Consider the following 26,561-nt stretch of genomic DNA (forward strand, 5'->3'; position numbering starts at 1 on the left):
GGAGCTTGTTTTGGATAACGCAAATTCATATTGTTTATTCAACAAATGAATTTCAGGAATGCCAGTGGATCTCGCAAGCCTCAACGCATTCGTGGCCATTGCCCAGAGCGGCAGCTTCTCGGCGGCCGGCGAGGCGCTGCACCTCACCCAACCGGCGGTGAGCAAGCGCATCGCCTTGCTGGAGGGCCAGTTGTCGGCGCGGTTGTTCGATCGCCTGGGCCGCCAGGTGGTGCTGACCGAGGCCGGGCAGGCCCTGTTGCCGCGCGCGCAACGCATACTTGCCGAACTGGAGGACACCCGCCGCGTGCTCGAACACCTCGGGGCCTCGGTTGGCGGGCGCCTGAGCCTGGCCACCAGCCACCACGTGGGCCTGCACCGCCTGCCGGCGTTGCTGCGTCGCTTCGCTGCGCAGCACCCGCAGGCCGCGCTGGACATCCAGTTTCTGGATTCGGAACTGGCATATGCGGCGGTGCTACGCGGCGAGGTCGAACTGGCTGTGACCACCCTGGCACCGGACACGCGGGCGCCGCTGCGCGCGCGGCCGGTCTGGCACGACCGTCTGCAGTTCGTAGTGGCGCCCGACCATCCATTGGCCGCCCTGCGGGAGGTGACGCTGGAACACGTGGTCGCGCATCCGGCAGTGCTACCGGACCCCGGCACATTCACCCATCGCATCGTCGCCGGGCTGTTTGCCGAGCGGGGCCTGGCGCCACACCTGCGCATGACCACCAATTATCTGGAGACGATCAAGATGCTGGTGTCGGTCGGGCTGGCCTGGAGCGTGTTGCCCGAACGCATGATCGACCATCAGATCGTCGCGCTGCCGCTGGCCGATGTGACGCTGTCGCGCGAGCTGGGCTGCGTGACGCACGGCGGGCGTACCTTGTCACGTGCGGCGCAGGCGTTTGTGGCGTTGTTGAACGCACAGGCAGACCAGACGTGATGCGGTCCCTGGAGTGCATGGTGCACGACATGCTCCGCACGCATCCGCACCCACATGCCAGCACTGCTGCGCCGCTGGTCCGCACAGTGTCACAAGGATAAAGACATTAGCTGAGCGCTCACGCATCGCACGCAAAACAGGCGCACCCAGCCACCGCTGTTCTGCGCTGCTACACCCGGCAGACAACGTAATACGCCAGCACGAGGTCAGTGGTCGACCAGCCGATCGCGCCCCTGCCGCTTGGCCTGGTACAGGCGACGGTCTGCCAATGCCAGCAGTTCGCGCCGGGTCGGCGCTTCGTGGCTCATCGCCATGCCCATGCTCGCGGTGCACTGCACGCTGGTGCCGTGCGCATCCACTTCGATCGCCGCCAGGCGTTGCCGCATGCGCTCGAACAGCGCGCGTGCCTGCACCGCGTCCAGCCCGGTGGCGGCCAGAAGGAACTCTTCGCCGCCATGGCGCGCGGCGAAACACTGCGCCTGATCCTGGGCGCTCAAGGCATCGCCCAGCGCGCTCAACACCGCGTCACCGACGTCATGGCCGTACGCGTCGTTGATGTGCTTGAAGTGGTCGATGTCCATCAGCGCCAGCGCCAGTGCCGGGCCACCGCTGCGTGCAGCGTCGAACCACTGCTGCAGCACACGCTCGGCTTCGCGCCGGTTGGGCAATGCAGTGAGCACGTCATGGCTGGCGCGATATTCCAGTTGCTGCATCAGGGCTTCACGCTCCGCGCTGGCCTGCTGCAGCGCCAGATTCTTCTCGCGCAGTTCGCGTGTGCGCCGGTCGATCACGGTATTGAGCTGGCGCTGGCTTCGCCGGTAGCTGGCCGTACGCCACAGGTAAAACCCGTAAATCAGGCTGGCCAGCGCAAGGACGCCCAGCGCGATCACCTCGCCACGGCGCCACCACGGCGGGGCCAGTGCGATGACCAGACTGGATTCGCCAAGGAGCGCGGTCTGTCGCCAGTCCACCGGCAGCGACATCGCCTGCACACGGAAACGGAAGCGGCCCGGCGGCAGGTTGGTGTACACCGCCTCGGTGGCCGTGTCGGCGTCCACCCATTCCGGGTCGAAGCCTTCCAGGCGATAGCGGTAACGCACCTTGTCGGGCCCGCGGAAATTCAGCCCGGCATAGCCGATAGCGATGCGCCGCGTCTCGGCGCCAAAGCGATGCGGGCCGCTCACCGGCTGCACCATGCCATCGACCAGCAAGCGCTCGAACACGATGGGCACGCGGTGACCTTGCAAGGTGCCGACGCGTGCCGGATCGATCACGCCCAGGCCGGCGGCGGTGGGAAACAGCAATTGCCCGGACAAGGTCAGCCAACCGGCCGGTGCACTGCTGCCGTTGCCCTGGTTCCCGGGCATGCCGTCGCTGCGGTCCACCACCTCCACACTCAACTGCTCGCGGGTACCCGCATCGATCTGGTCAAAGTCGCTGCGCGCGATGCGGAACACGCCGTGATTGCTGGACAGCCACAGGTAGCCGCGGCCATCGTCGATTACGCGGAACACCTTGTCGCGCGGCAGGCCTACGCGGTGGTCGTAGACGCGGAACTGCTCGCCATGCAAGCGCAGCAGGCCGCGGTCACTGGCGATCCACAGATCGCCGCCAGCGTCACGCAGGAAGTCGAAGGCGTTCTGCCCAGGGAAATCCTGCTCGCCCAGCCACGCACGCGTGCTGCCACCCGGCGACAGACCGGTCATGCCGCGATCGGTCCCGATCCAGATGATGCCCTGCGCATCGCCGTACAGCGCCTGCACCGAACCGTCAGGCACCCCGTCGGCCGCGGTGTAACGACGCGCCTTGCCATGCCGCCAGCGCACCAGTCCGCCGGTGGTGCCGATCCACAGATCCTCGCCATCGGGCAATACCGCCCGCACCGACAGCGAGGGCAACCCATCGTCCGCACCGATGCGCACCAAGACCCTGCCCTGCGCGTCCAGCCGCAGCACGCCCTGGCTGTAGGTGCCGGCCCAGACCCCACCGTCGCCGGCATCGGCCAGCGACAGCACCGATTGCTCCAGGATCCGGCCACCTTCAGACGGCAACAGCGACACCCGGCTGATCTGATCGTTGCGCCAGCGATCCAGGCCGACCGCACTGCCGACCCACACGGTGCCATCGCGGGTCTGCAACACCGTGCGCACGTAGTCCGAGGCCAGCCCGTCGTCCTGGGTGACGCCGTGCGCGGCGCCTTCGGCAATCCGGAACAGGCCATGGGTGCTGCCGACCCAGATCAGGCCCTCGGCATCTTCCAGCAATGCCGGGCTGGCGACACCGGAGATCTGCACCTGCTCGTCGGGCACCCCGGCGCTACGATGCACCAGTAGCGTGCCGCTGGGCATGCTCATCCACAGATGCCCGCGCCGATCCAGCAACAGCGCATCCACCCGCTGGCCCTGGCGAAACCGTTGCAGCCCGCCGGCGCGGCCCCACCACCACACGCCATCGTCGCCGGCGACCAGCAGGCCACCCTGGCGATCGCTGGCCAGCCGTCGGACCGGTACGGCCTGCATGCCATGCGCCTTGCCCCAGGCTTCTGCTGCACCGCCGGTGCGCGGCAGCCGGTACAAGCCGACTTCGGTACCCACCCACAGCTCGCCGGTGTCGTCGGCCGACAGCGCGGTGATGCGCGCATGTGGCAACCCGGCCTGGCGGCCGACATCGACCAGGCGCCCATCCGGCTCGATCCGGTACAGGGTCTGCGGCGTGCCCACCCATAACGCGCCATCGGCACGACGCAGCAACGCGCTGACCGCCAGATGGCGCGCCGAGGCATCGCCCAATTGCTGCCACTTGCCATCCTGGTACCGGTAGACCCCGTCGAAGGCGGTCCCGAACAACATGCCGCCGGTGCTGTCGCGCAACACCACGAACACGCCCCCCAGTTCCACGCCCGGGGTGTTCTGGCGGTCGTAGACGGTGAAGTCGCGACCGTTGAACCGCGCCACGCCTTCCCAGGTGCCGAGCCAGATCAGTCCGTCCTCGCCCTGGGCTACCGCATGCACCAGGTTGTGCGGCAGGCCGTCGTCCATGTTCCAGCGCGTGACGGTGTGATAGGCGGTGTGGTCGAGCTCCTGCGCGCCAGCCAGCGGCAACCCGAGCGTCGCGCAGCACAGCACGATCCACAGCCACAGCAGCGCCGCCCGCAGCACACCTGTGCTGCGAACGCAGCCTGCATGCGTCTGCGCCCCGACCCTGTCCACGCTTCCGTCCCCTCGTCCGTGCCTGCTGGCCCCGCCTGCCGGTATGCACTGACAGGCCTGCGGCAAATCTATCACCGGGGTTTTCGGCCCGCCCTAGGTGGATTCCCCACAGCTGCCGGGACCACCATGACACCGGGAGGCATTCAGCCGAGACGGTAATGGCCCATCACTATTTCAGCGGCAACGGGCGCGCGGGGTGTGGGCATCTGCCGCCCGCTCCCACGCGGTGCAGACCTGTGGTTTGCGACGCGCGCGCTGATGCATTCAGGCCGCCGAGTATAAATATAGAACCCGATGGTCTAGTATTGGCGGCATGTCCAGCTCGCCCCCCCTCAAGTCCAAGGCCAAGAGCAACGGCCCTGGGCGTCCCAAGGATCTTGGGAAACGCGCCGCCATCCTGGGCGCTGCGCGCACCATGTTCATGGAGCAAGGCTATGCCGGGGTCAGCATGGATGGGATCGCCGCACAGGCCGGCGTCTCCAAGCTGACCGTCTACAGCCATTTTGGCGACAAGGAGAGCCTGTTTTCCGAGGCGATCCGCGCGCAATGCCAGCACATGATGCCGGACGACCTGTTCGACCATGCCCCCGAGGGTGCATTGCGCGACCAGTTGATCGAGATCGCGCATGCGTTCTTCGCCATGGTCAGTACCGACTCGGCCATTTCCACCCACCGCATGATGATGGCGCCCGGCACCGGCGACGTGCATGTGCGCGAGATGTTCTGGGACGCCGGCCCCAAGCGGACCCAGCAGGCGCTGGCGGATTTCCTGTCCGCACGGGTGGCCGATGGCCAGCTGGAGATCACTGACCTGGCCCGCGCGGCGTCGCAGTTCTTCTGCCTGCTCAAGGGCGAGTTGTACGCGTTGATGATGTGCGGCCTGCACGGCCAGCCCACCCGTGCGCAGGTGGACGAGCACATCGAATCCAGCGTGGACTTCTTTTTGAGGGCGTATGCACCCCGCTGACCGCCCCCGGCCTTTGGTGGCGATGACTTCCGGCACTGCGCCGGTGGTCCATGCGCGGCGATGCTAGATGCGCCAGTTGCCCCGCGCACCGGTAAAATGTCCGCCCCACCGCGTTGGATAACCGCACCATGACGATCGATTTCACCCAGGCCCGCGAAAAGATGGTCGAGCAGCAGATCCGGCCGTGGGACGTGCTGGACCTGCGCGTGCTCGACGTGCTGGCGCGCATGCCGCGCGAGGCCTTCGTGCCGGAGGCTTACAAGACCCTGGCCTATGTCGATGTGGAGATTCCGCTGTCGGCCGGCCACAAGATGATGAAGCCGGTGGTCGAAGGCCGCATGTTGCAGGCGCTGGATCTGCAGCCGGGCGAAGACGTGCTGGAAGTGGGCACCGGTAGCGGCTTTGCCACCGCCTGCCTGGCTGCGCTCGCGCGCGAAGTCGTCAGCCTGGAAATCGACCCCGCGCTGGCCAGCGCCGCGCGCGCCAATCTGGACGCAACCGGCCTGGGCAGCAATGTCCGGATCGACACCGCCGATGTGTTCGGCTGGCAGAGCGAGCGCCGTTTCGATGCCATCTGCGTGACCGGCGCAGTCGACACGCTCCCCGTGCAGTGGCTGCAGTGGTTGCGCCCGAATGGCCGGCTGTTTGTCGTGCGCGGTCACGAACCGGTGATGGAAGCGGTCCTGGTCCGTGGCGATGTCAACGCCCCGCGCATCGAATCGTTGTTCGAAACCGACCTCGCCTATCTCCAGGGCGCCGCACCCACGCCCCGATTCCAATTCTGATTCCCAAGGAAGCTTCCCCGATGATTCGCCGATCCCTCGTTCTGGCCCTGGCCGCCGCCCTGTCTCCCATGGCTGCGCACGCCACCGACCTGCTGCAGGTCTACGAAATGGCCCGCAACGGCGATCCGCAGCTGGCCGTGGCCGAGTCCACGCGCCTGGTCAATCGGGAAGGCCAGGTGCAGGCGCGCGCGGCGTTGTTGCCGCAGCTGGATGGCACTGCCGGATTCACCCAGGCGCATCGCGAATTGGAAGGGGTTGACGGTCGTTCGACGACCAAGCAGCGGCAGTACGCGATCCAGGGCAGCCAGACCATCTTCAACTGGGCCCAGTTCGCCAACCTGCGCGCCCAGCGCGAAATCGCCAAGGCAGCCGATTTCACGCTGGCGTCGGCGAACAACGATTTGATCACCCGTACGTCGGCAGCGTACTTCCAGGTGCTGGTGGGCATCGAATCGCTCGCGGCAGCAGAGACCAACGAGGCAGCCGCCAAGAAGCAGTTCGATTACGCGGACAAGCGTCTGGAGGTTGGCCTGGCGCCGATCACCGACGTGCACGAAGCCCGTGCCCAGTACGACCAGGCGCGCGCGGACACCATCAACGCACGCAATACGCTGAAGGATTACTACCAGGCGCTGACCGAACTCACCGGCCAGCCGGTGGTGGGCTTGCGTGCGCTGCCGGAAGACTTCCGCCCGGAAGTCCCGGCGGCCTACAGCAATGTCGATCAACTGGTATCCACCGCCATTGCCGATAACCCTGCATTGAAGGCACAGCAGCTGCAGGTCAGCGCGGCCGAAGCGCAGGTCAACGCCGCGCGTGCCGGGCATTACCCGACCCTGAATCTCGGCGCCAATATCGGCCGCAGCAACAGTTGGGGTGGCCAAGGAACGGTGGATCAGGCAGCTGGCAACTTCACCACCAACGGCCGCGACATTGATACCGATTCGATCGGCGTGACCTTGTCGATCCCGATCTTCGCTGGCGGCGCAACCCAGTCGGCCGTACGCCAGGCGCTGTCACGTCGTGACATCCAGCAGGACACCTACGAGCAGCAGAAGCGCGCGCTGGACCGCAATACGCGCAACGCCTATCAAACCGTGGTTGCCGGTATCAGCGAAGTGGAAGCGCGCCGCCTGGCCGTGGTCTCCGCACAGGCGGCCTATGACGCCTCGCAGGTCGGTCTGGAAGTCGGCACCCGTACAGTGCTGGACGTGGTGCAGAACCAGCGCACGCTGTTCCAGGCACAGCTGAACTACGCGCAGTCGCGCTACACCTTCCTGCAGAACCGGCTGTTGCTGGGCCAGGCCATCGGCAAGCTCGATATCACCGATCTGCAGGACGTCAACCGTCTGTTGTCGCAGGATGCCGAGTCCAGGCTGCAGGGCAGTGGCTCGCTGCAGTAAGACGAACCACAGGTAACGCGAAAGGCGGGCCCAGGCCCGCCTTTTTTGTACGCGCCAGGCAATTGCATGTGCGCTTTTCGTGGCGGCTGCTGCAAGTACGATTAGTGCGGTAAAGCGGTCGTTACGACGCTCGATGCGATGCGTTGGATAAAACCAGGCCCGCGTCAGTCACCGTTGCACGCTCTCACTGGTGAACGCAACGACCGCTGCAATCTGGCAGCTGGCGTCGGCAGGACCGCGGCACGTGGTGCACGCAGGCACATGCGGATCAACAAGCCTCACGCAGCAGCGCCGTCGTTCACCACCGGCGGCAGATCCGGCGCAATGTGCAGCAGCGTGCGCGCGACGGCGCCCTTGCCATTGGCGACCAAGGCCAGGCCAGCGGCGGCCATTGCGTCACGCTGTGCAGGATCGCCCAACAAGCGGGCAAGGTCGTTGTACACGCACTCGGCGTCCTCGCAGATGGCCACCGCATCGGCTTCGCGCATGCGCCGCGAGATTTCGGAAAAATTATGCAGATGCGGGCCGGTGACCGCGGGCGTGCCAACTGCCGCCGGCTCCAGCAGGTTGTGCCCGCCGATCGGCTGCAGGCTGCCGCCGACGAAGGCCACCTGCGCGCAGGCATAAAAACTCATCAACTCGCCCAGGGTATCGATGACAAACACCTTGTCGCGCGCGTGTGGCCATTGCTGGGTCTTGCGCGTGGACACGGCCCAGCCCCGCTCGCGCGCCAGCGCCTCGACCTTGGGAAACCGTTCCGGATGGCGCGGCGCCCACAGCAGCAACAGGTCGGGCCATTGCAGCAGCAGCCGCGCATGGATATCGGCCACCGCTGCCTCTTCGCCTTCGTGGGTACTGGCGGCAATCCACACCGGGCGGGTGGCCGGCACATGCGCGCGAAACTGCGCGACCAGCGGCTGCAACTGCGCCGGCGCAGCGATATCGAACTTGAGATTGCCCAATGCCACCACCTGGTCCGGACGCGCGCCAAGGGTGATGAAACGCTCCGCATCGTCCTGCGACTGTGCCGCCACGCAGGTCACCGTGCGCAGCGCGCGGCTGATCAACGGGGCCAGCACGCGATAACCGCGCAACGACCGCGCCGAGAGCCGCGCATTGAGGATGTACAACGGAATCTTGCGGTCGCGACAGCCGAACAGCATGTTCGGCCACAACTCGGTTTCCAGGATCAGCGCCAGCCGTGGCCGGAAATGCTCCAGAAACCGGCCCACGCTACCGGGCACGTCGTAAGGCAGATACACATGATCGACCGCATCGCCCCACACGGCACGCACGCGCTCGGAGCCGGTGGGCGTGATGGTGGTGATGACCCAGCGGATGTCCGGCCGCTGCGCACGCAAGGCATTGACCAGTGGCGCAGCGGCGTTGACCTCGCCCACCGACACCGCATGCACCCAGACCCGTGGACGGCCACAGGCATGCGTGTACGAGGCATAGCGCTCGTTCCAGCGGTTGAAATACTCGCGCACGCGAAAGCCGCGCCACACCAGGTGGTACACCGTGACCGGCAACAACAGGTAGAGCAGCGCCGAGTACAGCCCGCGCAACAGCCATTCGATCGGGTCTTTCCGCATGCGTGCAGGATACGGGAGCGTCCGCAGGTGCGCATGTGCACGATCCCTTAGAATTGCCGCATGTCAGAACCCGCCAACGTCGCCGTCCGCCCGTCCCTGCGCAATCCCAGGCACTGGCCCATGTATCTGGGCCTGGCCCTCATGGTGCTGGCCGGGCGCCTGCCCTGGACGCTGCAACGCGCGTTGGGCCGCGGCGTGGGCTGGATCGCGATGCGCGCGGCGGGCACGCGGCGACGCGCTGCCGAGGTGAACCTCAAGCTGTGTTTCCCCGAGCAGGACGATGCCTGGCGGGCACGACTGCTGCGCGATAGCTTCGATGCGCTGGGCGTGGGCCTGTTCGAGTTCGCGCGCGCCTGGTGGGGCAGCATCGACGCCATCCGCCCGGGAGTGCAGATCGACGGCCTGGAACATCTGCAGCGGCTGCAGGAGCAGAAGCGTGGCGTACTGCTGGTGTCCGGGCATTTCATGACGCTGGAGATGTGCGGGCGTCTGTTGTGCGACCACGTGCCGCTGGCCGGCATGTACCGCAGGCACCGCAATCCGGTGTTCGAGTGGGCGGTCAAGCGCGGGCGGTTGCGCTATGCCACGCACATGTTCGCCAACGAGGACCTGCGCGCCACCATCAAGCATCTCAAGCGCGGCGGTTTTCTGTGGTACGCGCCGGACCAGGACATGCGCGGCAAGGACACCGTGTTCGTGCCGTTTTTCGGGCACCCGGCCTCCACCATCACCGCCACCCATCAGCTGGCGCGGCTGACCGGTTGCGCAGTGGTGCCCTACTTCCATCGCCGCGAAGGCGGCCGCTACATCCTCAAGATCGCACCGCCGCTGGCAGGCATCCCGTCCGAGGACGTGATCGCCGATACCACGCAGGTCAATGCGGCGATCGAGGACATGGTGCGCGAGGCGCCGGACCAATACCTGTGGATCCATCGCCGCTTCAAGCGCCAACCGGGCGGCCGCAGCGCGTTCTACCAGTGACGCCCGCGGCCCTGTAGCGTGCTGCAGGTGCAGGTGATCGATCGGCCGGCGTCGCTAGCGCGGCGGTGCCAGCTCCGCGTCGTCGTTGAGCAGCGCACCCGCATACAGGCCCGCCAGCATCAGGCTCAGCCCGCCCCAGAAGCTGGAATAGAACGCCAGGTGGGTATTGAGCGGGAACACGGTGGCCACCAGCGCAATCATCGCCGGCCGGGCCTGCTCACGCGCGCCCACGCTCGAATAGCGCCACGCACGCCACGCCTGCGCCGCCCCGGCCAGCCACAGCAGCAGCCCGATCACCCCGGTTTCGGCCAGGATTTCCAGCACGATCTGGTGCGCATGGAAGGCCGGGCCATCGCCCCAGGCCGGTGGCTGCGACGGCGCCGGATTACAGGCCGGATACGCCTGCCGGAACCCGCGCGCGCCGACGCCGTTGAAGGGATGCTCGCGAATCATGCACAGCGCGGCGCCCCAGATCTGGCCACGCCCGGACAACGCGTGGTCCACGCCCTGCTCGCCGTTGCCGAATGCCAGTGCCGTGCGCTGCAGCCGCTCGCGTGCCTGCGGCGCCACCGCCACCACGGCCCCGCCCAGCAGCACACCGGCCACGGCCACCACCACCAGACGGCGGCCGCCCAGCAATTGCCAGCCCGAGAGCAGGACGATCACGCCGTAGGTGATCCACGACGCGCGCGAACCCGCCAGCACCAGCACCACGCCGACGGCTGCCGCCGCGCCCGCCCAGGCCCAGCGATTGCCCCGCCCCAGCGCCAGCAACAGGAACGGCGACAGGCTGGCCAGGGTCTGCCCGAACTTGAGATTGCACGGCCCCAGCACGCCGCTGAGGCGGTCCACCAGCGCCAGCTCCTGCGGCGTGCACAGCCCGTGACCGCTGATCAGCTGCTTGAGTTCATCCAGCGCGAAGAACAACGGGCTGCTGCCGAAGGCGGCCTGCAACAACGCATCCAGCGTCCATACCGCGCCGATCACCGCCAGGCCGGTGAAGGTCCGGCGGCGGCGCTGTGCATTGGCCACCGCAATCGCGCACAGCCACATGAAAGGCAGATAGCGCAGGTCGGTGGCCGACTTGCGCAGCGCCCGCCCGGCATCCACCGCATCCAGCGCCGACAGCATCTGCGGCAGCCAGTAGGCAAAGAAGAGCACGCTGGTCAGCGCCCAGGCGGCGCCGCTGAGCAGGCCGGTGCCGCCACGGAAGCGGGCATGCGCCAGGCGGTAGGCCGCGAACAACGCGCCCAGCGACAGCACCGTTTCGGCCAGCCCGGGCGTGGGCCACAGGGCGACGAACAGGATCACCCACAGCGGCGCCCAGCGCCCGACGTCGGGCGTCAAGACAGGCGCTTGCGCGATGGGCTCAGCGGCGGAGTTCGTCATAGACCTTCAAGGTGGCCGATTGCATGGCCTGCAACGTATAGGGAAGCACCGCCGGCGGCGCGGGCGGGCGCTGCAGGAGCCCGAGCGCCCGCGCGTGCAGCGCGGCGGTATCAAAGGCCGGCACCGCGCCGGCAGGCTGCAGCTCGGTGAGCAATTCGCCAACGCCGCCATGCGCCCACCCCAGGACCGGGCGGCCCACTGACAACGCTTCGACCACGGTGCGGCCGAAGGCCTCGGGCTTGCGCGAGAGCTGCAACACCAGATCGCTGGCGGCGTAGGCCTCGGCAATGCGCGCGGTGGGCTCGGTGAAGGCGACCGCCGCGGCCACACCCAGGCGCGCGGCCTCGGCTTCCAGTTCGCGTACATAGGCTTCGCGCCCGGGGTCGCGCGCGCCCGGCAGCCATAGCCAGGCCGGCACGCCGGACGCGCGCAGCGCGGCCAGCAGTTGCAGGCCGTCGGCATGGCCCTTCAGACGGGTGCCGCGCCCGGGCAGCAGCAGCAACGATGCGTCGGCCGGCAGGCCGGGCAGCAGTGTCTGCGCCCAGGCGCGCGCGCGCCGGTCGGCCCCGAGGCGGCGCGGAAACTGCGCGATATCCACACCGCGCGGGATGATGCGCACGCGCGCCGGGTCGGTCTGCGGGTAATGCGCGCGGACGTAGTCATTCACGGTCTGCGAGACGCAGATGACCCGCTCGCCATAGGTCATGACCGCGCTGTAGCGGCTGGGCGAATTGAGCCCGTGCACGGTGGTGACAAAGCGTGGCCGGGTCGCGGCCGGCATTCCGCGCAACGCGTACCAGCCCAGCCAGGCCGGCAGGCGCGACCGTGCATGGACGATGTCGGCACCGAGCTCGGCAAACAACCGGCGCAGGCCGACCACATGCCGCAGGGTCAGCAACGACTTGCGGCCGATATCCAGGGTGAGATGCTCGCCACCGGCATCCAGCAACGGCTGCACCAGGCGCCCGCCGGCCGATACCACCACCGCACGATGCCCGGCGCGCACCAGCGCCGCTGCAATTTCCAGGGTGGAGCGCTCGACGCCGCCGGACTGCAGCGCCGGCAGCAATTGCACCACGGTCAGGCGGTGCATCCGGCCAGGATCAGTCGGCGAGCACGAACAACGCGCCGCAGTACGGGCACTTGGCTTCGCCGTTGGGTTCGTCTTCGATCGGCAGGTACACGCGCGGATGCGAGTTCCACAGCGCCATCTGCGGCGTCGGGCAGCTCAGCGGCAGGTCTGCCCGCTGCACGGTGTAGCGCGTTTCGGCATTGGCGGGCGCGGTGGCGGTCTGGCTCATGGCGGTGCAGTCGGGAAACGAAGACAGAGCGCGGATTCTAGCAGCCTGCCCGCACCCGCAGGGTGGCGCGGTGGCCGACGCTGTGCCCTACCGGCATGCGGTGTGCTCGACGGCCCGCGGCAGGCCTGGGGTGGAGACGGCGTGTTGCCGCGGGCAGACGCGGTGCCCGGGGGCCTGAAGCGCCGCACCATGTCACCTGAGCGGCATGGGCCATGCATGGAATGATGTCGATTGACGCGCATCGATGATCTGCAGCACGACGTCGCTTGATGTGCGTACTGCCTTCTGCAGTGACGCAACGCCATGGCTGGTGACTACGCGGCCTTGCCTGCCATGCGCATCATGCGCTTCGCCTTGCGCTGCGAGATGGTCAGCCGAGTCGATCAGCGGCGTGGCAGCTTCCGCTTCGCAAGCCACTGAGTGCCAGACGCCGGTCAAGACACACGGTGACACCTGCGCAGCCCCGGTCGGATCTGCCCGCGGTGCCTCCTCCACACGCGCGCCGCGCGCCGGACGAGGCAGTGCACAGCTCGCTTGCGTGCCTTGCGTGTTTTGTCCACGATCGGTCAGCACCGGCGCTGCGGCGACCACGCCGGCAGGACCTGGTTGGATCGCCACGCGCGGGTCCGAGCGCTGCAACTCGGCGCTGCGGCTCCGCGCAACACTGCGCGCCCTCGGACGCCCCCCAGGAGAAACCAGCACGTGAGTCTGTCTGTCGTTGTGCGGCACTTGCCGTTGGTTGCGGCGCTGGCCGTCGCCTCGCTGCCTGCAGGGGCCGCCACCGGCTTTGCAAGCTCGTTCGAGCAGGGTCAGCCCGTGCCCGCCGCGGCAAGTGCTGGCGGAGTGCAGATTGCGCTCGGCAATGGTCCTGCCGCGCCCTCTGCGGCCAGGCCAGGTGCCGGGTACAGCGGCGCACGCGCGTTGCGCTACGACAGCAGCGGTGCCGGTGGCCGACGTGTGTTGTTTGCCACCGATCTTGCAATCGATGCGCAGACCACGCTGTCGTGGATGGTGCTGCCGGAAAGCGTCGGCAGCGATCATGTGGCATCGACGTATGTGTCGCTGGATCTGGTGTTGGACGACGGCACGCGGTTGTCCGACACCCTGGCGCGTGACCAGCATGGCGTGGCCGTGGGTGCGCGTGCGCAGGGGCTGTCGAAGACGCTGTACCCCCAGCAGTGGGCCCGCAAGCAGGTGCGGCTCGGCGAGGTGGCTGGTTTGCGCGGGCGCCGCGTGCGTGCGATCGAGCTGGATCTGGCACCACCTGCTGGCGCAACCGCTGCCGGCTGGATCGACGATGTGGCCATTGCCGATGTGCCCGTGATCGCGCCCGTTCGTCCATCGGATCGGGTGCTGACCACACGTGGCACGCAGTCCAACGGCACGTTTTCGCGTGGCAACAACTTCCCTGCGACGGCAGTGCCGCATGGCTTCAACTTCTGGACACCGGTGACCGATGCGGGGACGCTGACCTGGCTGTACCGGTGGAACGAGCACAACGATGCGGACAACCGGCCGCGCCTGCAGGCGCTGTCGCTCAGCCATCAGCCCAGCCCCTGGATGGGCGACCGGCAGACCTTTCAGGTCATGCCTTCGCTCACTGCCGGGGTGCCGGAGGCCGATCGCGGCAAACGCGCGCTGGCGTTCTCGCATGCCAACGAGGTAGCGCGCCCGTACCGCTATGCGGTGCAGTTCGATAACGGCCTGCATGCCGAGATCGCGCCGACCGATCACGCGGCGCTGTTCCGCTTTCGCTTCCCGGCGCGGGGCGATGCCAATCTGCTGTTCGACAACGTGGATGCGCGCGGCGGGTTGCGCCTGGATGCGGCAACCCAGACGCTGGCTGGTTACACCGATGTGCGCAGCGGGCTGTCCACCGGGGCGACGCGCATGTATGTGTATGCCACCTTCGATCGCCCGTGGAAGGACAGCGGCCGCATCGACACCGGCCGGTCCACCGGTTGGATCAAGTTCGATGCCGGCAGCGCGCGGCAGGTGCAGATGCGCATCGCCACCTCGCTGATATCGCTCGACCAGGCCAGGCACAACCTGGCGCTGGAAATCGCTCCGCAGGCCAGTATCGAGCAGGTCGCCGCGCATGCGCGCGATGCCTGGGATGCGTTGCTCGGCCGTTTCGAGGTTGCCGATGCGACGGACGATCAGGCCACCACGCTGTATTCCAACCTGTATCGGCTGCACCTGTACCCGAACTCGGCACACGAAAACGTCGGCAGCGCCGACGCGCCCGATTGGCGCTACGCCAGCCAGAACAGTTGGTCGAACGACAACATCGATGGCAGCGCGGTGCGCAGCTTTGCGCCGATCCGCGATGGCCGGGTCTACGTCAACAACGGGCTGTGGGATACCTTTCGCACCGCATGGCCGGCGTATGCGCTGTTTGCACCCGACCAGGCCGGAACATTGGTACAGGGGTTCATCGAGCAGGCGCGCGCCGGGGGATGGATTGCGCGCTGGTCTTCGCCCGGCTACGCCGACCTGATGGTGGGCACAAGCTCGGACGTGGCGTTTGCCGATGCCTGGCTCAAGGGCGTGCGCGGCTTCGACCCGGCCGAGGCGTACGCTGCGGCGCTGAAGAACGCCACCGTGGTGCCGCCGGATCGGCATGTGGGCCGCAAGGGCATGGCGCGCTCGACCTTCCGCGGCTATGCCGACACCGACACGCACGAAGGCATGTCGTGGTCGATGGAAGGCGCGCTCAACGACTTCGGTATCGCCAACATGGCCGATGCCTTGTCCAGGCAGGCAACCACCGCACACGAGCGTGAGCGCTATGCAACCGAAGCGGTGTACTTCCGTCATCGCGCGGCCGGCTATGCGGCCCTGTTCGACCCCTCCGTGGGTTTCTTCCAGGGCCGCAAGGCAGATGGTGAGTGGCGGGTGGATGCCGCGCATTACGACCCCCGCGTGTGGGGCCACGATTACACCGAATCCAGCGGCTGGACCTTTGCGTTCACCGCACCGCACGATGGCCAGGGACTGGCCGCGCTCTACGGTGGCCGTGATGCCCTGGCGGCAAAGCTGGACCGCTTCTTTGCCACGCCCGAAACCGGCGAAGCCGCATTTTCCGGGTCCTACGGTGGCGTGATCCACGAAATGACCGAGGCACGCGACGTGCGCATGGGCATGTATGCGCACAGCAACCAGCCGGCGCACCACATCCCGTGGATGTACCTGTATGCCGGGCAACCGTGGAAAACACAGCAGCTGACGCGTGAGATCCTGGCGCGCCTGTACCTGGGCAGCGAGATCGGCCAGGGCTATGCCGGCGACGAAGACAACGGCGAAATGTCGGCGTGGTACCTGTTCGCATCGCTGGGGCTGTATCCGCTACGCATGGGCGCGCCGGAGTACGTGATCGGCTCGCCGCTGTTCAAGCATGCCAGCGTGCGGTTGCCCAATGGCGGGACGCTGGTAGTCAATGCACCGCAGAATTCGCCGCAGAATGTGTATGTGCAATCGCTCACGCTCAACGGTAAGCCGTGGCGCAAGACGTGGGTGACACATGCGGACATTGCCAACGGTGCGAGGCTGGACTTCGAGATGGGGCCGTCACCGTCGCGCTGGGGCAGCGAGCCGGAGGCTGCGCCACCGTCGCTGACGCCAGCCGGGCACCGCCCTACTCCGTTGCATGACCTGCTGGGCGCCAACGCACGCGTGACGTCGGCCGATGGCCGCGCGCTGGCGGCATTGCATGACGATGATGCCGGCAGCGCGAGCGCGGTGTCGCCGGCCACGGTGCTGACGTTGAGCGATCTTGATCGCGGTGAAGCCACGCTTTACACCTTGACCAGCGGCAACGCCGCGATTGCGTCGGCCGGCTGGACGCTGGAAGCACGCACTGCAGAAGGCACGTGGCGCGTCGTCGATGCGCGCCGCGAGGAGCGTTTTCAATGGCCGCTGCAAACGCGTCCGTTCCGGATCGCGACGCCCGGTTCGTATGCGGAGTATCGGCTGCGTTGGACGGCGCCCGCGCGTGCGCAGGTGGCGGAAATCGAGTTACTGGGTGCGGTGCCGGATGGGCGCTGAGGCCTGAGGTCTTGAACGTGATCGGTTGGGATGACGACGACGCACGACGCCTGGCGCCTGTGTCGCTCTCCATCGTTTTGGGTGGTCGACGCTGAGTCGATACCAAGGGTAGGCGGTACCCTCACCCCAACCCCTCTCCCGCGGGGAGAGGGGCTTTTGAGTCGTTGCTGCGGGCTGGGCGCTGAGTTGTGGGCGCCCTGCAACACCATGTCGTGCGCGAGACTTCTTGGCCGTTGTCTTGCCGACCGAGCGCTTACCACTTCAACTCAAGCAACGCTCGGTCAACCAAGTCTTTGACTCAGTCGTTGCCTTTCTCGGTTGCCGCCTTTTCCGCGTCGCGCTGCCTGCGGATCTGTGCATCCACTGCGGCGATCGCGGTCATGTTCATCACCCGGCGCGAGGTGGCGCTGGTGGTGAGGATGTGCACGGGCTTGGAGATACCCATCAGGATCGGGCCGATCGCCACGCCGTCGGTGAACACGCGCACCAGGTTGTAGGCGATGTTGGCCGCTTCCAGATTCGGCAGCACGAACAGGTTGGCGCGGCCCTTGAGCGTGCTGTTGGGCATGATCTGCTTGCGCAGCGCTTCGTCCCAGGCGGTGTCGCCCTGCATTTCGCCGTCGATGTTGAGCTCGGGCTTGCGCTTGAGCAGCGCTTCGCGCACCTGGCGCATCTTCAGTGCGTCGCGCGAGTCGTGGCTACCGAAGTTGGAATGCGACAGCAGCGCGATATTGGGCTCGATACCGAACAATTTGAGGCGATACGCCGCCTGCAGCGTCGCTTCAACCACTTGCTCCACGGTCGGGTCTTCCTGCACATGCGTGTCCAGGAAGAAGAACACGCCCAGCTGGTTGATCACGCCGGTCATCGCCGAGGTGGAGCTCACGCGCGGTTCCAGCGGGATCACGCTGCGTGCATAGCCCAGCTTCTTGTGGAAGCGGCCAACCACGCCGGACAGCATCGCGTCGGCTTCGCCGCGTGCCACCATCACCGCGGCGATCAGGGTCGGACGCGAGCGCATCAACTCCTTGGCGGCCGTGACGGTCACGCCGCGACGCTCGGTGAGCGCGTGGTAGTACTGCCAGTATTCGTTGAAGCGGGGGTCGTCGAGAATGTTGGTGATCTCGAAGTCCACACCGGCGGTCAGGCGCAGGCCCATGCGTTGGATACGCGCTTCGATGACGTCCGGGCGGCCGATCAGGATCGGGAACGCCAGGCCTTCGTCGACCACGTTCTGCACCGCGCGCAGCACCACTTCTTCTTCGCCTTCGGCATACACCACGCGCTGCTTGTCGGCGCGGGCGCGGTCGTAGACCGGCTTCATCATCAGGCTGGTGCGGTAGACGAACTGGCCCAGCTTGTCGCGATAGGCTTCCATGTCGGTGATCGGGCGCGTGGCCACACCCGAGTCCATCGCCGCCTGCGCCACGGCAGACGACAGCTCCACCAGCAGGCGCGGGTCCAGCGGACGCGGAATCAGGTATTCCGGACCGAAGCTCGGCGTTTCACCGCCATAGGCTGCGCCCAGGTCGGAGGCCTCGCGCCGCGCCATCGCCGCGATCGCCTTGACGCAGGCGATCTTCATTTCCTCGTTGATGCCGGTGGCGCCCACGTCCAGCGCGCCGCGGAACAGGTACGGGAAACACAGTACGTTGTTGATCTGGTTCGGGTAGTCCGAGCGGCCGGTGCCGATGATGCAGTCCGGGCGCACCGCCTTGGCCGCCTCCGGGGTGATCTCCGGGTTGGGGTTGGCCAGCGCGAAGATCACCGGCTGGCGGGCCATGCTGGCGACCATCTCCGGCTTGAGGATGCCGGCCGCCGACAGGCCCAGGAAGATGTCCGCGCCTTCGACGATCTCGGCCAGGGTGCGCTTGTCGGTGTCGCGCGCGTAGCGCTGCTTGTCCGGGTCCAGGTCGGTGCGTCCGGTGTGGATCACGCCGTCGCGGTCCAGCGCCAGGATGTTCTCCGGCTTCAGGCCCAGCGACACCAGCATGTTCACGCAGGAAATGCCGGCCGCGCCCATGCCGGTGGTGGCCAGCTTGACCTCTTCGATCTTCTTGCCGGTGACCACCAGCGCATTGAGCACGGCGGCGCCGACGATGATCGCGGTGCCGTGCTGGTCGTCATGGAACACCGGGATGTTCATGCGTTCGCGCAGCTTGCGCTCGACGATGAAGCACTCCGGGGCCTTGATGTCTTCCAGGTTGATGCCGCCGAAGGTCGGCTCCAGGCTGGCGATGATGTCCACCAGCTTGTCCGGGTCGTTCTCGTTGATCTCGATATCGAACACGTCGATGCCGGCGAACTTCTGGAACAGCACGCCCTTGCCTTCCATCACCGGCTTGGAGGCCAGCGGGCCGATATTGCCCAGGCCCAGCACCGCGGTGCCGTTGGTGATGACCGCCACCAGATTGCCGCGCGCGGTGAGCTCGCTGGCCTGGGTGGGTTCTTCGACGATCGCCTCGCAGGCGAAGGCCACGCCCGGCGAATACGCCAGCGACAGATCGCGCTGGGTCAGCATCGGCTTGGTCGCGGTGACCTTGATCTTGCCGGCCGGCTGCTGGCGGTGATAGTCGAGGGCGGCCTGTTTGAAGTCGTCGGTGGACATCGGCTGTGTGGGTCTCGAAGGCGCAGGAGGGCTGAATTCTACCCCCCTGCCTGAACAAGGGCCTGTCGCGCAGCTGTCAGCGCGGCAGGAAGATTCATGCTGCAGCGCGGCGTGCGGCGTAGCCGGGGTGCAGCGCAGAGCGGCTAACTCAATGTAAAACGGCCCTGTACCCCGCCGGACATGCCGACGGAGAACAGGGCCGTAGGAAGCATCAGCGCGCGCTGATCGGGGCGACGACGTCGGTCGAGCCCACCGGGGCCTGCAGCGGCGGCGAGCCGCCGTCCAGCACCAGCTTGAGCTGGTCGCGGTTCAGCGCATTTTCCCAGCGCGACACCACCACGGTGGCCACTGCGTTGCCGATGAAATTGGTCAGCGAGCGGCACTCGCTCATGAAGCGGTCCACGCCCAGGATCAGTGCCATGCCGGCCACCGGCACGTCCGGCACCACCGACAGCGTGGCGGCCAGGGTGATGAAGCCGGCGCCGGTCACGCCGGCCGCGCCCTTGGAGCTGAGCATCGCCACCGCCAGCAGGGTGATCTGCTGCCCCAGGGTCAGGTCCACGTTGGTGGCCTGGGCGATGAACAGCGCCGCCAGGGTCATGTAGATGTTGGTGCCATCCAGATTGAACGAGTAGCCGGTCGGTACCACCAGGCCCACCACCGACTTCTCGCAGCCGGCCTTTTCCATCTTTTCCATCAGCGAGGGCAGCGCCGACTCCGACGAGGAGGTCCCCAGCACCAGCAGCAGTTCGGCCTTGAGGTAGCGGATCAGCTTGAGCACCGAAAAGCCGCACAGACGGCAGACAACGCCCAGGATCACCAGCACGAAGAACAGCGAGGTCAGGTAAAACGAACCCACCAGCCAGGCCAGGTTGACCAGCGATTCCACGCCGTACTTGCCGATGGTGAAGGCGATCGCCCCGAACGCGCCGATGGGGGCGGCCTTCATCAGGATGTGCACCAGGCGGAACACCGGGGCGGTCAGCGCTTCCAGGAAGCTCAGCACCGGACGGCCGCGCTCGCCCACCAGGGCCAGCGCAATGCCGAACAACACCGCCACGAACAGCACCTGCAGGATGTTGCCATCGACGAAGGCGCTGATCAGTGTCGCCGGGATGATGTCCATCAAAAAGCCGACCAGGCTCAGCTCGTGCGACTTCTGCACGTAGGTGTTGACCGCGCTCTGATCCAGCTCGGCCGGGTTGATGTTCATGCCGGCGCCGGGCTGCACCACGTGCGCCACGATCATGCCCACGATCAACGCCAGCGTGGAGAAGAACAGGAAGTAGGTCATCGCCTTGGCGAACACCCGGCCCACCGTCTTGAGGTGGGTCATGCCGGCGATGCCGGTGACGATGGTCAGGAAGATCACCGGGGCGATGATCATCTTCACCAGCTTGATGAAGGCGTCGCCCAGCGGCTTGAGGCTTTCGGCGAAGGCCGGTTCGAAATGGCCGAGCAGGGCGCCGAGGACGATGGCCACCACGACCTGGAAGTACAGCTGGCGGTAGAAGGGCACGGACGCCGGCAACGGGCCGGCAGGCTTGCTGATGTGCATGGCACCACTCCGAGGGAACTGGAGGGTGCCTGAGCAGGCACCCGGTGCGGGCATTCTGGCCGCACGTCACAGCCCGGGCCGATAACCCATTGGTACTACGGATGCGCCGCAGCGCCGCGGGCGCCTGCCCGGTACCGCGCGGCATGCGTTGCAACCCCGCGCCAGACAAGGACTTTCTGCACGACCTACCGCGCCGGCGGGGCGCGCGTGCACACCGCGGGCACCCATCTGCAGCACTGTCCGTCGGGCGACCCTGGTCTTACACTTCAGCCGCGCCGCCGCAGGCCGTTAATTGCGTTTAACGCAGACACCGATGTTTCTGTGCAGTCGCCGTCCGGAGCCTGCGCGCTTGCTGAAGCTGTTCACCGCGATCGCCATGGCAGGACGCCCGGCCCCTTTCCTAGCCGAAGACCATTCCTATGCGCCTCAACCTGCTTGTCCTGGCGTTGGCTCTCGCCATCGTCCCCGCCGCTGCCACTGCAGCCACCTCGATCGAAAACTGGCCGACCAAATACACCTTCGGTGATGGCACCGAGCTGGGTCTGACCGGCAACTACGCCTACGACGACAACAACTTCTCCGGCGACGACCGCCTGGAAGACCGCACCGACTTCCGTCGCAAGGAATTCGGCGCCACCATCAAGAAGAAGGGCGTCTACGACGCCATGGTGTACTTCGACTTCGAGGCCAAGCTGTGGCTGGACGTGTTCTACCGCTTCGAGACCAAGGCGCTGCTGGGCCAGGACTATGGCCGCGTGCGCCTGGGCTACATGAAGGTGCCGGTGGGCCTGGAAGCGGTGCAGAGCTCGCGTGCGGGTAGCTTCATGGAACTGGGCCTGCCGGTACAGGCGGTGTTCCAGGGCCGCCGGACCGGCGTGGAATGGACGCTGGAGCGTCAGCAGTACCTGCTGCAGGCCGGCGCTTACGGCGGCAAGGACCTGCAGGGCGACAACCCGGGCACCACCCAGGCCGTGCATGCGGCATGGACCCCGGTCAAGGCCGAAGGCGACGTGCTGCACCTGGGCATCGCCGGCTCGATCGAGAACCCGCGTGGCTTCAGCGACGGCCGCGGCGTGTCGTTCAGCCCGCGCGTGCGTCTGCGCGCGCGCCCGGAAGCCGGCCTGACCGACGTGCGCCTGATCGACACCGGCACCATCCTCGATGTGGACCACGTGATCCGCAGCGGCGTGGAAGCGGTGTGGATCCATGGCCCGTTCTCGCTGCAGAGCGAAGCGCTGCGTGCCGAAGTGGCGCGTAATGCCGGCCAGCCGCACTTCATCGCCCAGGGCCAGTACGTGTACGGCACCTGGTCGCTGACCGGCGAGTCGCGCAGCTATGCCGGCGGCGTGCCGGGCAACCTCAAGCCGGCGCACGACTACGGCGCGGTGGAGCTGACCGCCCGCTACAGCCGCCTGAACCTGGAAGACAACAACGTGCACGGCGGCCGCCAGCACGACACCACCATCGGCGCCAACTGGTACCTCACCAGCCACTTCAAGTTCCAGGCCAACTACAGCTGGGTGGATTCCTCGCGCAACGGCGTGCATGAGACCCCGCACGTGATGGAACTGCGCGCGCAGGTGCAGTTCTAAGCAGCGCCGGGGCGCTGCGAGGCGCCGGCCATTCGCTCCGGCGCCAACTGCAGCGGAGTCATTGCCGGGCAGCGGTTCGCCGGTGCTTCGCAGGCATCGCGTAGCGCACTCGGTGTTCGACACGGCCGCATCCGCTCACGGGTGCGGCCGTTGTCGTTTGGGCGCCTGTGCATCGCGCGCTGAGGCGATGGCTGCGCGATCCGGCGGCAGCCCCCCATACTTGCCGGCATGTATGCCTCGCAACGCCGCCGCCTGTTGCTCACCCTGGTCATCGTGCTGGGCGGCATGGTCGTGGCCATGCTGGCGGCCGGGCACTTCGTCGAACAGAGCGCACTGCGCGAGGAAAGCGCCACCGTGCGCCGGCAACTGGGCCTGTATGCGCAGGCGCTGCAGCAGCGCATCGACCGCTATCGCACCCTGCCGCAGATCCTGGCGCTGGACCCGGAGCTGCGCGCGGCCGTCTCCGGCCCGCTGTCGGCCGCGCAAGTGGATCAGCTCAACCGCAAGCTCGAACGCGCCAACAACGTCACCCGCTCGTCCACGCTGACGCTGATCGACCGCGGCGGCATTGCGCTGGCGGCCAGCAACTGGCGTGCGGCGCGCAGCAATGTCGGCGTGGATTACGCCTTCCGCCCGTATTACCAGCAGGCGCTGGCGACCGGCAGCGGCAGCTTTTACGGCATCGGCATGACCACCAGCGAGCCGGGCTATTTCCTGTCGCAGGCCATCGTCGATTCGGCTGGCCAGGTGCAGGGCGTGGTGGTGATCAAGATCGCGCTGGCCGCACTGGAGCGCGAATGGCTGCAGACGCCGGATATCGTGCTGGCCTCCGATGCCCACGGCGTGGTGTTTCTGGCCAGCCGCGCGCGCTGGCGCTACCGCATGCTGGCACCGCTGACCCCACGCGACCGCAACGAATTGCAGAGCACCCGCCAGTACGCCAACCAGGGCCTGCTGCCGCTGCGGCGCCGGCTGATCGAGCAGACCGGCAATGGCGGCGTGCTGGCCGATGTGCTCGACCCGCCGCTGGGCGCGCTGGTGTTGTGGCAGACGCAGCAGGTACCGGAAAGCGGCTGGCGCCTGCATCTGCTGCACGACACCCGCGCCAGCGCCGCCGCCGGGCGCGCCGCCGCCATTGCGGCCGCAGGCGCCTGGCTGGCGCTGGCGTTGCTGTGGTTGTTCGTGCAGCAGCGCCGCCGCCTGTCGGCACTGCGCCAGCGCAGCCGGCACGAGCTGGAAACCCTGTTGCAACAACATGCCGAAGAACTGCGCACCGCGCAGGACGGCGTGGTCGCCGCCGCGCAGCAGTCCAATGCCGGCCTGAGCCGCAGCCTGGAACATCTGCCGCAAGGCGTGGTGGTCATCGACGAGGCGCTCAATCTGGTGGCGTGGAATTCGCGCTATGTGGAGCTGTTCCGGTTCCCGCCGGAGCTACTCAAGATCGGCCGGCCGATCGAAGACCTGTTCCGCTTCAATGCGCGTCGCGGGCTGTTGGGGCCCGGGCCGATCGAAGCGGCGATCGAGCGGCGGCTCAATCACCTGCGCAGCGGCAAGCCGCATATGCGCGAAAGCGAGAAGGAAGACGGCACGGTGCTGGAGATCCGCGGCAACCCCTTGCCCGATGGCGGATTTGTCACCAGCTACGCCGACATCACCAGCTACAAGAACGCCGCACGCGAACTGCGCTCGCTGGCCGATGCGCTGGAGCACCGCGTGGAAGAGCGCACCCGCGACCTGGCCGCCGCCAAGCGCGAGGCCGAAAGCGCCAACCGCTACAAGACGCGGTTTGTGGCCTCGGCCGTGCACGACCTGCTGCAGCCACTCAATGCCGCGCGCATGTTCGTGTCGGTGCTGCGCGGGCAGGTGCGCGAGCCCGGCAGTGCGCGCGTGGTGGACAACATCGACGGCGCCCTTGCCGCGCAGGACGCCATCCTCAACAGCCTGCTGGACATCTCGCGCCTGGAGGCCGGCAGCCTGAACACGCAGGTACGCGACTTCGCCCTCGCGCCCCTGCTGGAAACCCTGGCACGCGAGTTCGGCATCCTGGCCGAAGACCGTGGCCTGGTGCTGGACTGGGTGCCCACTTCGGCGGTGGTGCTGAGCGACGAGAACCTGCTGCGCCGCATCCTGCAGAACTTTCTGTCAAACGCGATCCGCTACACGCCGCGTGGACGCGTGCTGATCGGCTGCCGTCGCCGTGGCGGCTGGTTGCGCATCGAAGTGCACGACCAGGGCCCGGGCATTGCCGAGGCGTTGCAGCAGGAAATCTTCGAGGAATTCCGCCGCCTGGACGACGGGGTTGCCAACGACCGCGGCGCCGGCCTGGGCCTGGCCATCGTCGAGCGCATCGGCCGCCTGCTCGGCCACCGGATCGGGCTGCGCTCCACCCTCGGCAGCGGCAGCGTGTTTTCGGTCAGCGTGCCGCTGGGCGACCGCGCCGCCATCGCCGCCCGGCTGCCGCCGCCCTCACCCACGGCCGAACACGGCAACGACCCCATCCTGCACGGCTGCCGCGTGTGGTGCGTGGACGATGACCCCCGCGTGTGCGAGGCCACCCGTGCCCTGCTGGAGCGCTGGGAATGCCGCGTGGATTTTGCCGGCGGCCCGGATGACGCGCTTGCCACTGCCAGCGCCGACGACGCGCCTGAGCTGGTGTTGCTGGACGTACGCATGGGCGGGCATTACGGCCCCATGCTGTTGCCGCAACTGGTGGAGCGCTGGCAACGCGAGCCACGCATCATCCTGATCACCGCAGAGCCGGACCCTGCATTGCGCGAGCATGCGCAGGAATTGGGATGGGGGTTTCTTTCCAAGCCGGTGCGCCCGCCCGCGCTACGCGCGCTGATGACGCAGATGCTGTTGCGCCGCGGGTGAAGCCGCGTGCCACGTCCCGACCGATGTCGCGTCGCGCGCCTGCGTTGATTCCGTGTGCAAATGTCGGCTTCTTTACTGTGTAAATCGCGACATTATCTCGGTGTTTCTCATAATTGCTATGCGGGGTTTCCTGTCGCCTGTTGCGCTACAGTGGCAACCGAGCAGGCGCTTTCTCAGCGAATAAACACGCAGACGATTGCGACACCGTGCAACGCCTTTGCAGTGTTGCTGGTTTAGATTCCACGCTTGCGCGTTGGTCGATTTCCTCCCCCCGGACGATGGAGTCACCATGTTCAGACACACGTCACTGCTAGCGGCCTCGTTGCTGTCTGCAGGCTGCGCGGCGAGCCTGCCCGCACAGGCGGCCACGCCTGCGGCGACCGTGCAGCCCGTCGGGCCGATCCGTGCGGACTTGAACCCTTACACGGTGCAGCGCTTGAATACGGTGCTGGATCAGGTTTCCCGGCATCGCGGCCTGAGCGCGGGGCATCTGATCAAGCGCATTTCGGCCCTCTTTCTCGACACGCCTTACCAGGCCAACATGCTGCAGGGCTCGGCGACGACGCCGGAAAAGCTGATCATCGATTTCACCGGTCTGGATTGCTTCACCTATCTGGATTACGTCGAAGCCGCGCGCAGGGCGTCTTCGCAGCAGGATTTCGTCGATCGGCTGGTGCTCACCCGCTATGTCGATGGCATCGTCGGCTTTCCCTATCGCAAGCATTTCTTTTCCGACTGGGTCGCCCGCCCCTACGAGCTGGCCGACGACATCACCGCCACGCTCAGCCCTGCTGCAGTCAGCGTGGACAAGGCGCTGAATCTCAAGGCCGATGGCAGCAACTACCTGCCCGGGTTGCCGATCGTGCAGCGGACCATCACCTACATCCCGGCCGCTGCCGTGGACAGCAACGTCGTGCGCCAGCTGCGCACCGGCGACTACGTCGGCAGATACTCGCCCGCGGCCGGGCTGGATGTCAGCCATGTCGGCATCTTCCTGATGACCGACGCCGGCCCGGTGCTGCGCAATGCGTCCTCGCGCCCGGAAAACAACAAGGTGGTGGACTCACCATTCCTGGAGTACGTCGCCAGGACCGCCGGCATCGTGGTCTACCGGCCCAAGCCCTGACGTCGCTACGCGCGCAGAGCGCTGTCATACCCGTTGGCTTGCGCGGTTATTGCGACGGCCGTTGTAGGAGCGGACCTGGCCGCGAGGGCCTGCCCGTCACGGGGAAAGGCCCCTTGCGACCAGGGTCGCTCCTACAGGAGCAAGGACAGCTTGGGCTGGCGCGGCCCTTGTAGGAGCGGACCT

The 26,561-nt window shown here is 67.1% G+C and carries 16 protein-coding genes; 9 read left to right on the forward strand and 7 right to left on the reverse strand.

All coding sequences use genetic code 11. The features are described from left to right. Positions 1-64: 64 nt before the first annotated feature. Positions 65-943, forward strand: a complete 879-nt coding sequence (locus RZV17_RS16275) for a LysR family transcriptional regulator (RefSeq protein ID WP_184374752.1) — start codon at positions 65-67, stop codon at positions 941-943. Positions 944-1,149: 206 nt separating this feature from the next. On the opposite strand, the gene RZV17_RS16280 is transcribed toward RZV17_RS16275, so the two are convergent. Beyond that, on the reverse strand, positions 1,150-4,152 hold the full coding sequence (locus tag RZV17_RS16280; protein ID WP_355604982.1) for a two-component regulator propeller domain-containing protein: 3,003 nt from the start codon (positions 4,150-4,152) through the stop codon (positions 1,150-1,152). A 313-nt stretch (positions 4,153-4,465) separates the two neighbouring features. On the opposite strand from RZV17_RS16280, the gene RZV17_RS16285 reads away from it, so the two are divergent. The 3 genes from RZV17_RS16285 (at position 4,466) to RZV17_RS16295 (ending at position 7,307) form a co-directional block, all read left to right on the forward strand. Continuing rightward, positions 4,466-5,119, forward strand: coding sequence for a TetR/AcrR family transcriptional regulator (locus RZV17_RS16285; protein WP_047696950.1), 654 nt, complete (start codon positions 4,466-4,468; stop codon positions 5,117-5,119). 128 nt (positions 5,120-5,247) lie between these two features. Further along, complete coding sequence (locus tag RZV17_RS16290) at positions 5,248-5,904, forward strand: protein-L-isoaspartate O-methyltransferase (RefSeq protein ID WP_047696996.1); 657 nt, start codon at positions 5,248-5,250, stop codon at positions 5,902-5,904. A 20-nt stretch (positions 5,905-5,924) separates the two neighbouring features. Further along, positions 5,925-7,307: a TolC family outer membrane protein gene (locus RZV17_RS16295; protein WP_039406284.1), complete on the forward strand. Its 1,383-nt coding sequence runs from the start codon at positions 5,925-5,927 to the stop codon at positions 7,305-7,307. A gap of 278 nt (positions 7,308-7,585) precedes the next feature. On the opposite strand, the gene waaA is transcribed toward RZV17_RS16295, so the two are convergent. After that, the gene (gene waaA, locus RZV17_RS16300) at positions 7,586-8,902 is read right to left on the reverse strand and encodes a lipid IV(A) 3-deoxy-D-manno-octulosonic acid transferase (RefSeq protein ID WP_184374750.1); all 1,317 of its coding nucleotides are present in this window, start codon (positions 8,900-8,902) and stop codon (positions 7,586-7,588) included. 60 nt (positions 8,903-8,962) lie between these two features. Between waaA and RZV17_RS16305 the strand changes: the two genes are divergently transcribed. Next, positions 8,963-9,883: an LpxL/LpxP family Kdo(2)-lipid IV(A) lauroyl/palmitoleoyl acyltransferase gene (locus RZV17_RS16305; RefSeq protein WP_179455453.1), complete on the forward strand. Its 921-nt coding sequence runs from the start codon at positions 8,963-8,965 to the stop codon at positions 9,881-9,883. 54 nt (positions 9,884-9,937) lie between these two features. On the opposite strand, the gene RZV17_RS16310 is transcribed toward RZV17_RS16305, so the two are convergent. The 3 genes from RZV17_RS16310 to RZV17_RS16320 are packed head-to-tail and all read right to left on the reverse strand — an operon-like array spanning position 9,938 to position 12,573. Beyond that, positions 9,938-11,272 (reverse strand): O-antigen ligase, encoded by a 1,335-nt coding sequence (locus RZV17_RS16310; RefSeq protein ID WP_184385931.1) that lies wholly within the window; start codon positions 11,270-11,272, stop codon positions 9,938-9,940. Then, positions 11,253-12,365, reverse strand: a complete 1,113-nt coding sequence (locus tag RZV17_RS16315; protein WP_166744302.1) for a glycosyltransferase — start codon at positions 12,363-12,365, stop codon at positions 11,253-11,255. Before RZV17_RS16315 ends, RZV17_RS16310 begins: the two co-directional genes overlap by 20 nt. A 10-nt stretch (positions 12,366-12,375) precedes the next feature. Continuing rightward, on the reverse strand, positions 12,376-12,573 hold the full coding sequence (locus tag RZV17_RS16320; RefSeq protein WP_039406274.1) for a zinc-finger domain-containing protein: 198 nt from the start codon (positions 12,571-12,573) through the stop codon (positions 12,376-12,378). A 702-nt stretch (positions 12,574-13,275) separates the two neighbouring features. Between RZV17_RS16320 and RZV17_RS16325 the strand changes: the two genes are divergently transcribed. Beyond that, on the forward strand, positions 13,276-16,620 hold the full coding sequence (locus RZV17_RS16325) for a GH92 family glycosyl hydrolase (protein ID WP_355604989.1): 3,345 nt from the start codon (positions 13,276-13,278) through the stop codon (positions 16,618-16,620). Between the two features lie 298 nt (positions 16,621-16,918). On the opposite strand, the gene RZV17_RS16330 is transcribed toward RZV17_RS16325, so the two are convergent. After that, the gene (locus RZV17_RS16330; RefSeq protein WP_355604992.1) at positions 16,919-19,228 is read right to left on the reverse strand and encodes an NADP-dependent malic enzyme; all 2,310 of its coding nucleotides are present in this window, start codon (positions 19,226-19,228) and stop codon (positions 16,919-16,921) included. A 211-nt stretch (positions 19,229-19,439) separates the two neighbouring features. Next, complete coding sequence (locus tag RZV17_RS16335; protein WP_047696964.1) at positions 19,440-20,786, reverse strand: dicarboxylate/amino acid:cation symporter; 1,347 nt, start codon at positions 20,784-20,786, stop codon at positions 19,440-19,442. A 419-nt stretch (positions 20,787-21,205) separates the two neighbouring features. On the opposite strand from RZV17_RS16335, the gene RZV17_RS16340 reads away from it, so the two are divergent. The 3 genes from RZV17_RS16340 (at position 21,206) to RZV17_RS16350 (ending at position 26,378) form a co-directional block, all read left to right on the forward strand. Further along, the gene (locus tag RZV17_RS16340; protein WP_047696965.1) at positions 21,206-22,378 is read left to right on the forward strand and encodes an OprO/OprP family phosphate-selective porin; all 1,173 of its coding nucleotides are present in this window, start codon (positions 21,206-21,208) and stop codon (positions 22,376-22,378) included. A 228-nt stretch (positions 22,379-22,606) separates the two neighbouring features. Next, entirely contained in the window at positions 22,607-25,252 is a 2,646-nt protein-coding gene (locus tag RZV17_RS16345; RefSeq protein WP_355604996.1) for a PAS-domain containing protein, read from the forward strand. Positions 25,253-25,541: 289 nt separating this feature from the next. Further along, entirely contained in the window at positions 25,542-26,378 is an 837-nt protein-coding gene (locus RZV17_RS16350) for a DUF1460 domain-containing protein (protein WP_355604999.1), read from the forward strand. Positions 26,379-26,561 lie beyond the last annotated feature (183 nt).

It is taken from the genome of Xanthomonas cannabis (assembly GCF_040616535.1).
GTDB lineage: Bacteria > Pseudomonadota > Gammaproteobacteria > Xanthomonadales > Xanthomonadaceae > Xanthomonas > Xanthomonas cannabis.

What these genes read in the sequence shown, in the direction of transcription:
- RZV17_RS16315 (WP_166744302.1), bottom strand. Translation starts at nt 12,365, where the DNA reads ATGCACCGCCTGACCGTGGTGCAATTGCTGCCGGCGCTGCAGTCCGGC.
- RZV17_RS16320 (WP_039406274.1), bottom strand. Translation starts at nt 12,573, where the DNA reads ATGAGCCAGACCGCCACCGCGCCCGCCAATGCCGAAACGCGCTACACC.
- RZV17_RS16290 (WP_047696996.1), top strand. Translation starts at nt 5,248, where the DNA reads ATGACGATCGATTTCACCCAGGCCCGCGAAAAGATGGTCGAGCAGCAG.
- RZV17_RS16330 (WP_355604992.1), bottom strand. Translation starts at nt 19,228, where the DNA reads ATGTCCACCGACGACTTCAAACAGGCCGCCCTCGACTATCACCGCCAG.
- RZV17_RS16345 (WP_355604996.1), top strand. Translation starts at nt 22,607, where the DNA reads ATGTATGCCTCGCAACGCCGCCGCCTGTTGCTCACCCTGGTCATCGTG.
- RZV17_RS16310 (WP_184385931.1), bottom strand. Translation starts at nt 11,272, where the DNA reads ATGACGAACTCCGCCGCTGAGCCCATCGCGCAAGCGCCTGTCTTGACG.
- RZV17_RS16335 (WP_047696964.1), bottom strand. Translation starts at nt 20,786, where the DNA reads ATGCACATCAGCAAGCCTGCCGGCCCGTTGCCGGCGTCCGTGCCCTTC.
- waaA (WP_184374750.1), bottom strand. Translation starts at nt 8,902, where the DNA reads ATGCGGAAAGACCCGATCGAATGGCTGTTGCGCGGGCTGTACTCGGCG.
- RZV17_RS16350 (WP_355604999.1), top strand. Translation starts at nt 25,542, where the DNA reads ATGTTCAGACACACGTCACTGCTAGCGGCCTCGTTGCTGTCTGCAGGC.
- RZV17_RS16285 (WP_047696950.1), top strand. Translation starts at nt 4,466, where the DNA reads ATGTCCAGCTCGCCCCCCCTCAAGTCCAAGGCCAAGAGCAACGGCCCT.
- RZV17_RS16295 (WP_039406284.1), top strand. Translation starts at nt 5,925, where the DNA reads ATGATTCGCCGATCCCTCGTTCTGGCCCTGGCCGCCGCCCTGTCTCCC.
- RZV17_RS16305 (WP_179455453.1), top strand. Translation starts at nt 8,963, where the DNA reads ATGTCAGAACCCGCCAACGTCGCCGTCCGCCCGTCCCTGCGCAATCCC.
- RZV17_RS16340 (WP_047696965.1), top strand. Translation starts at nt 21,206, where the DNA reads ATGCGCCTCAACCTGCTTGTCCTGGCGTTGGCTCTCGCCATCGTCCCC.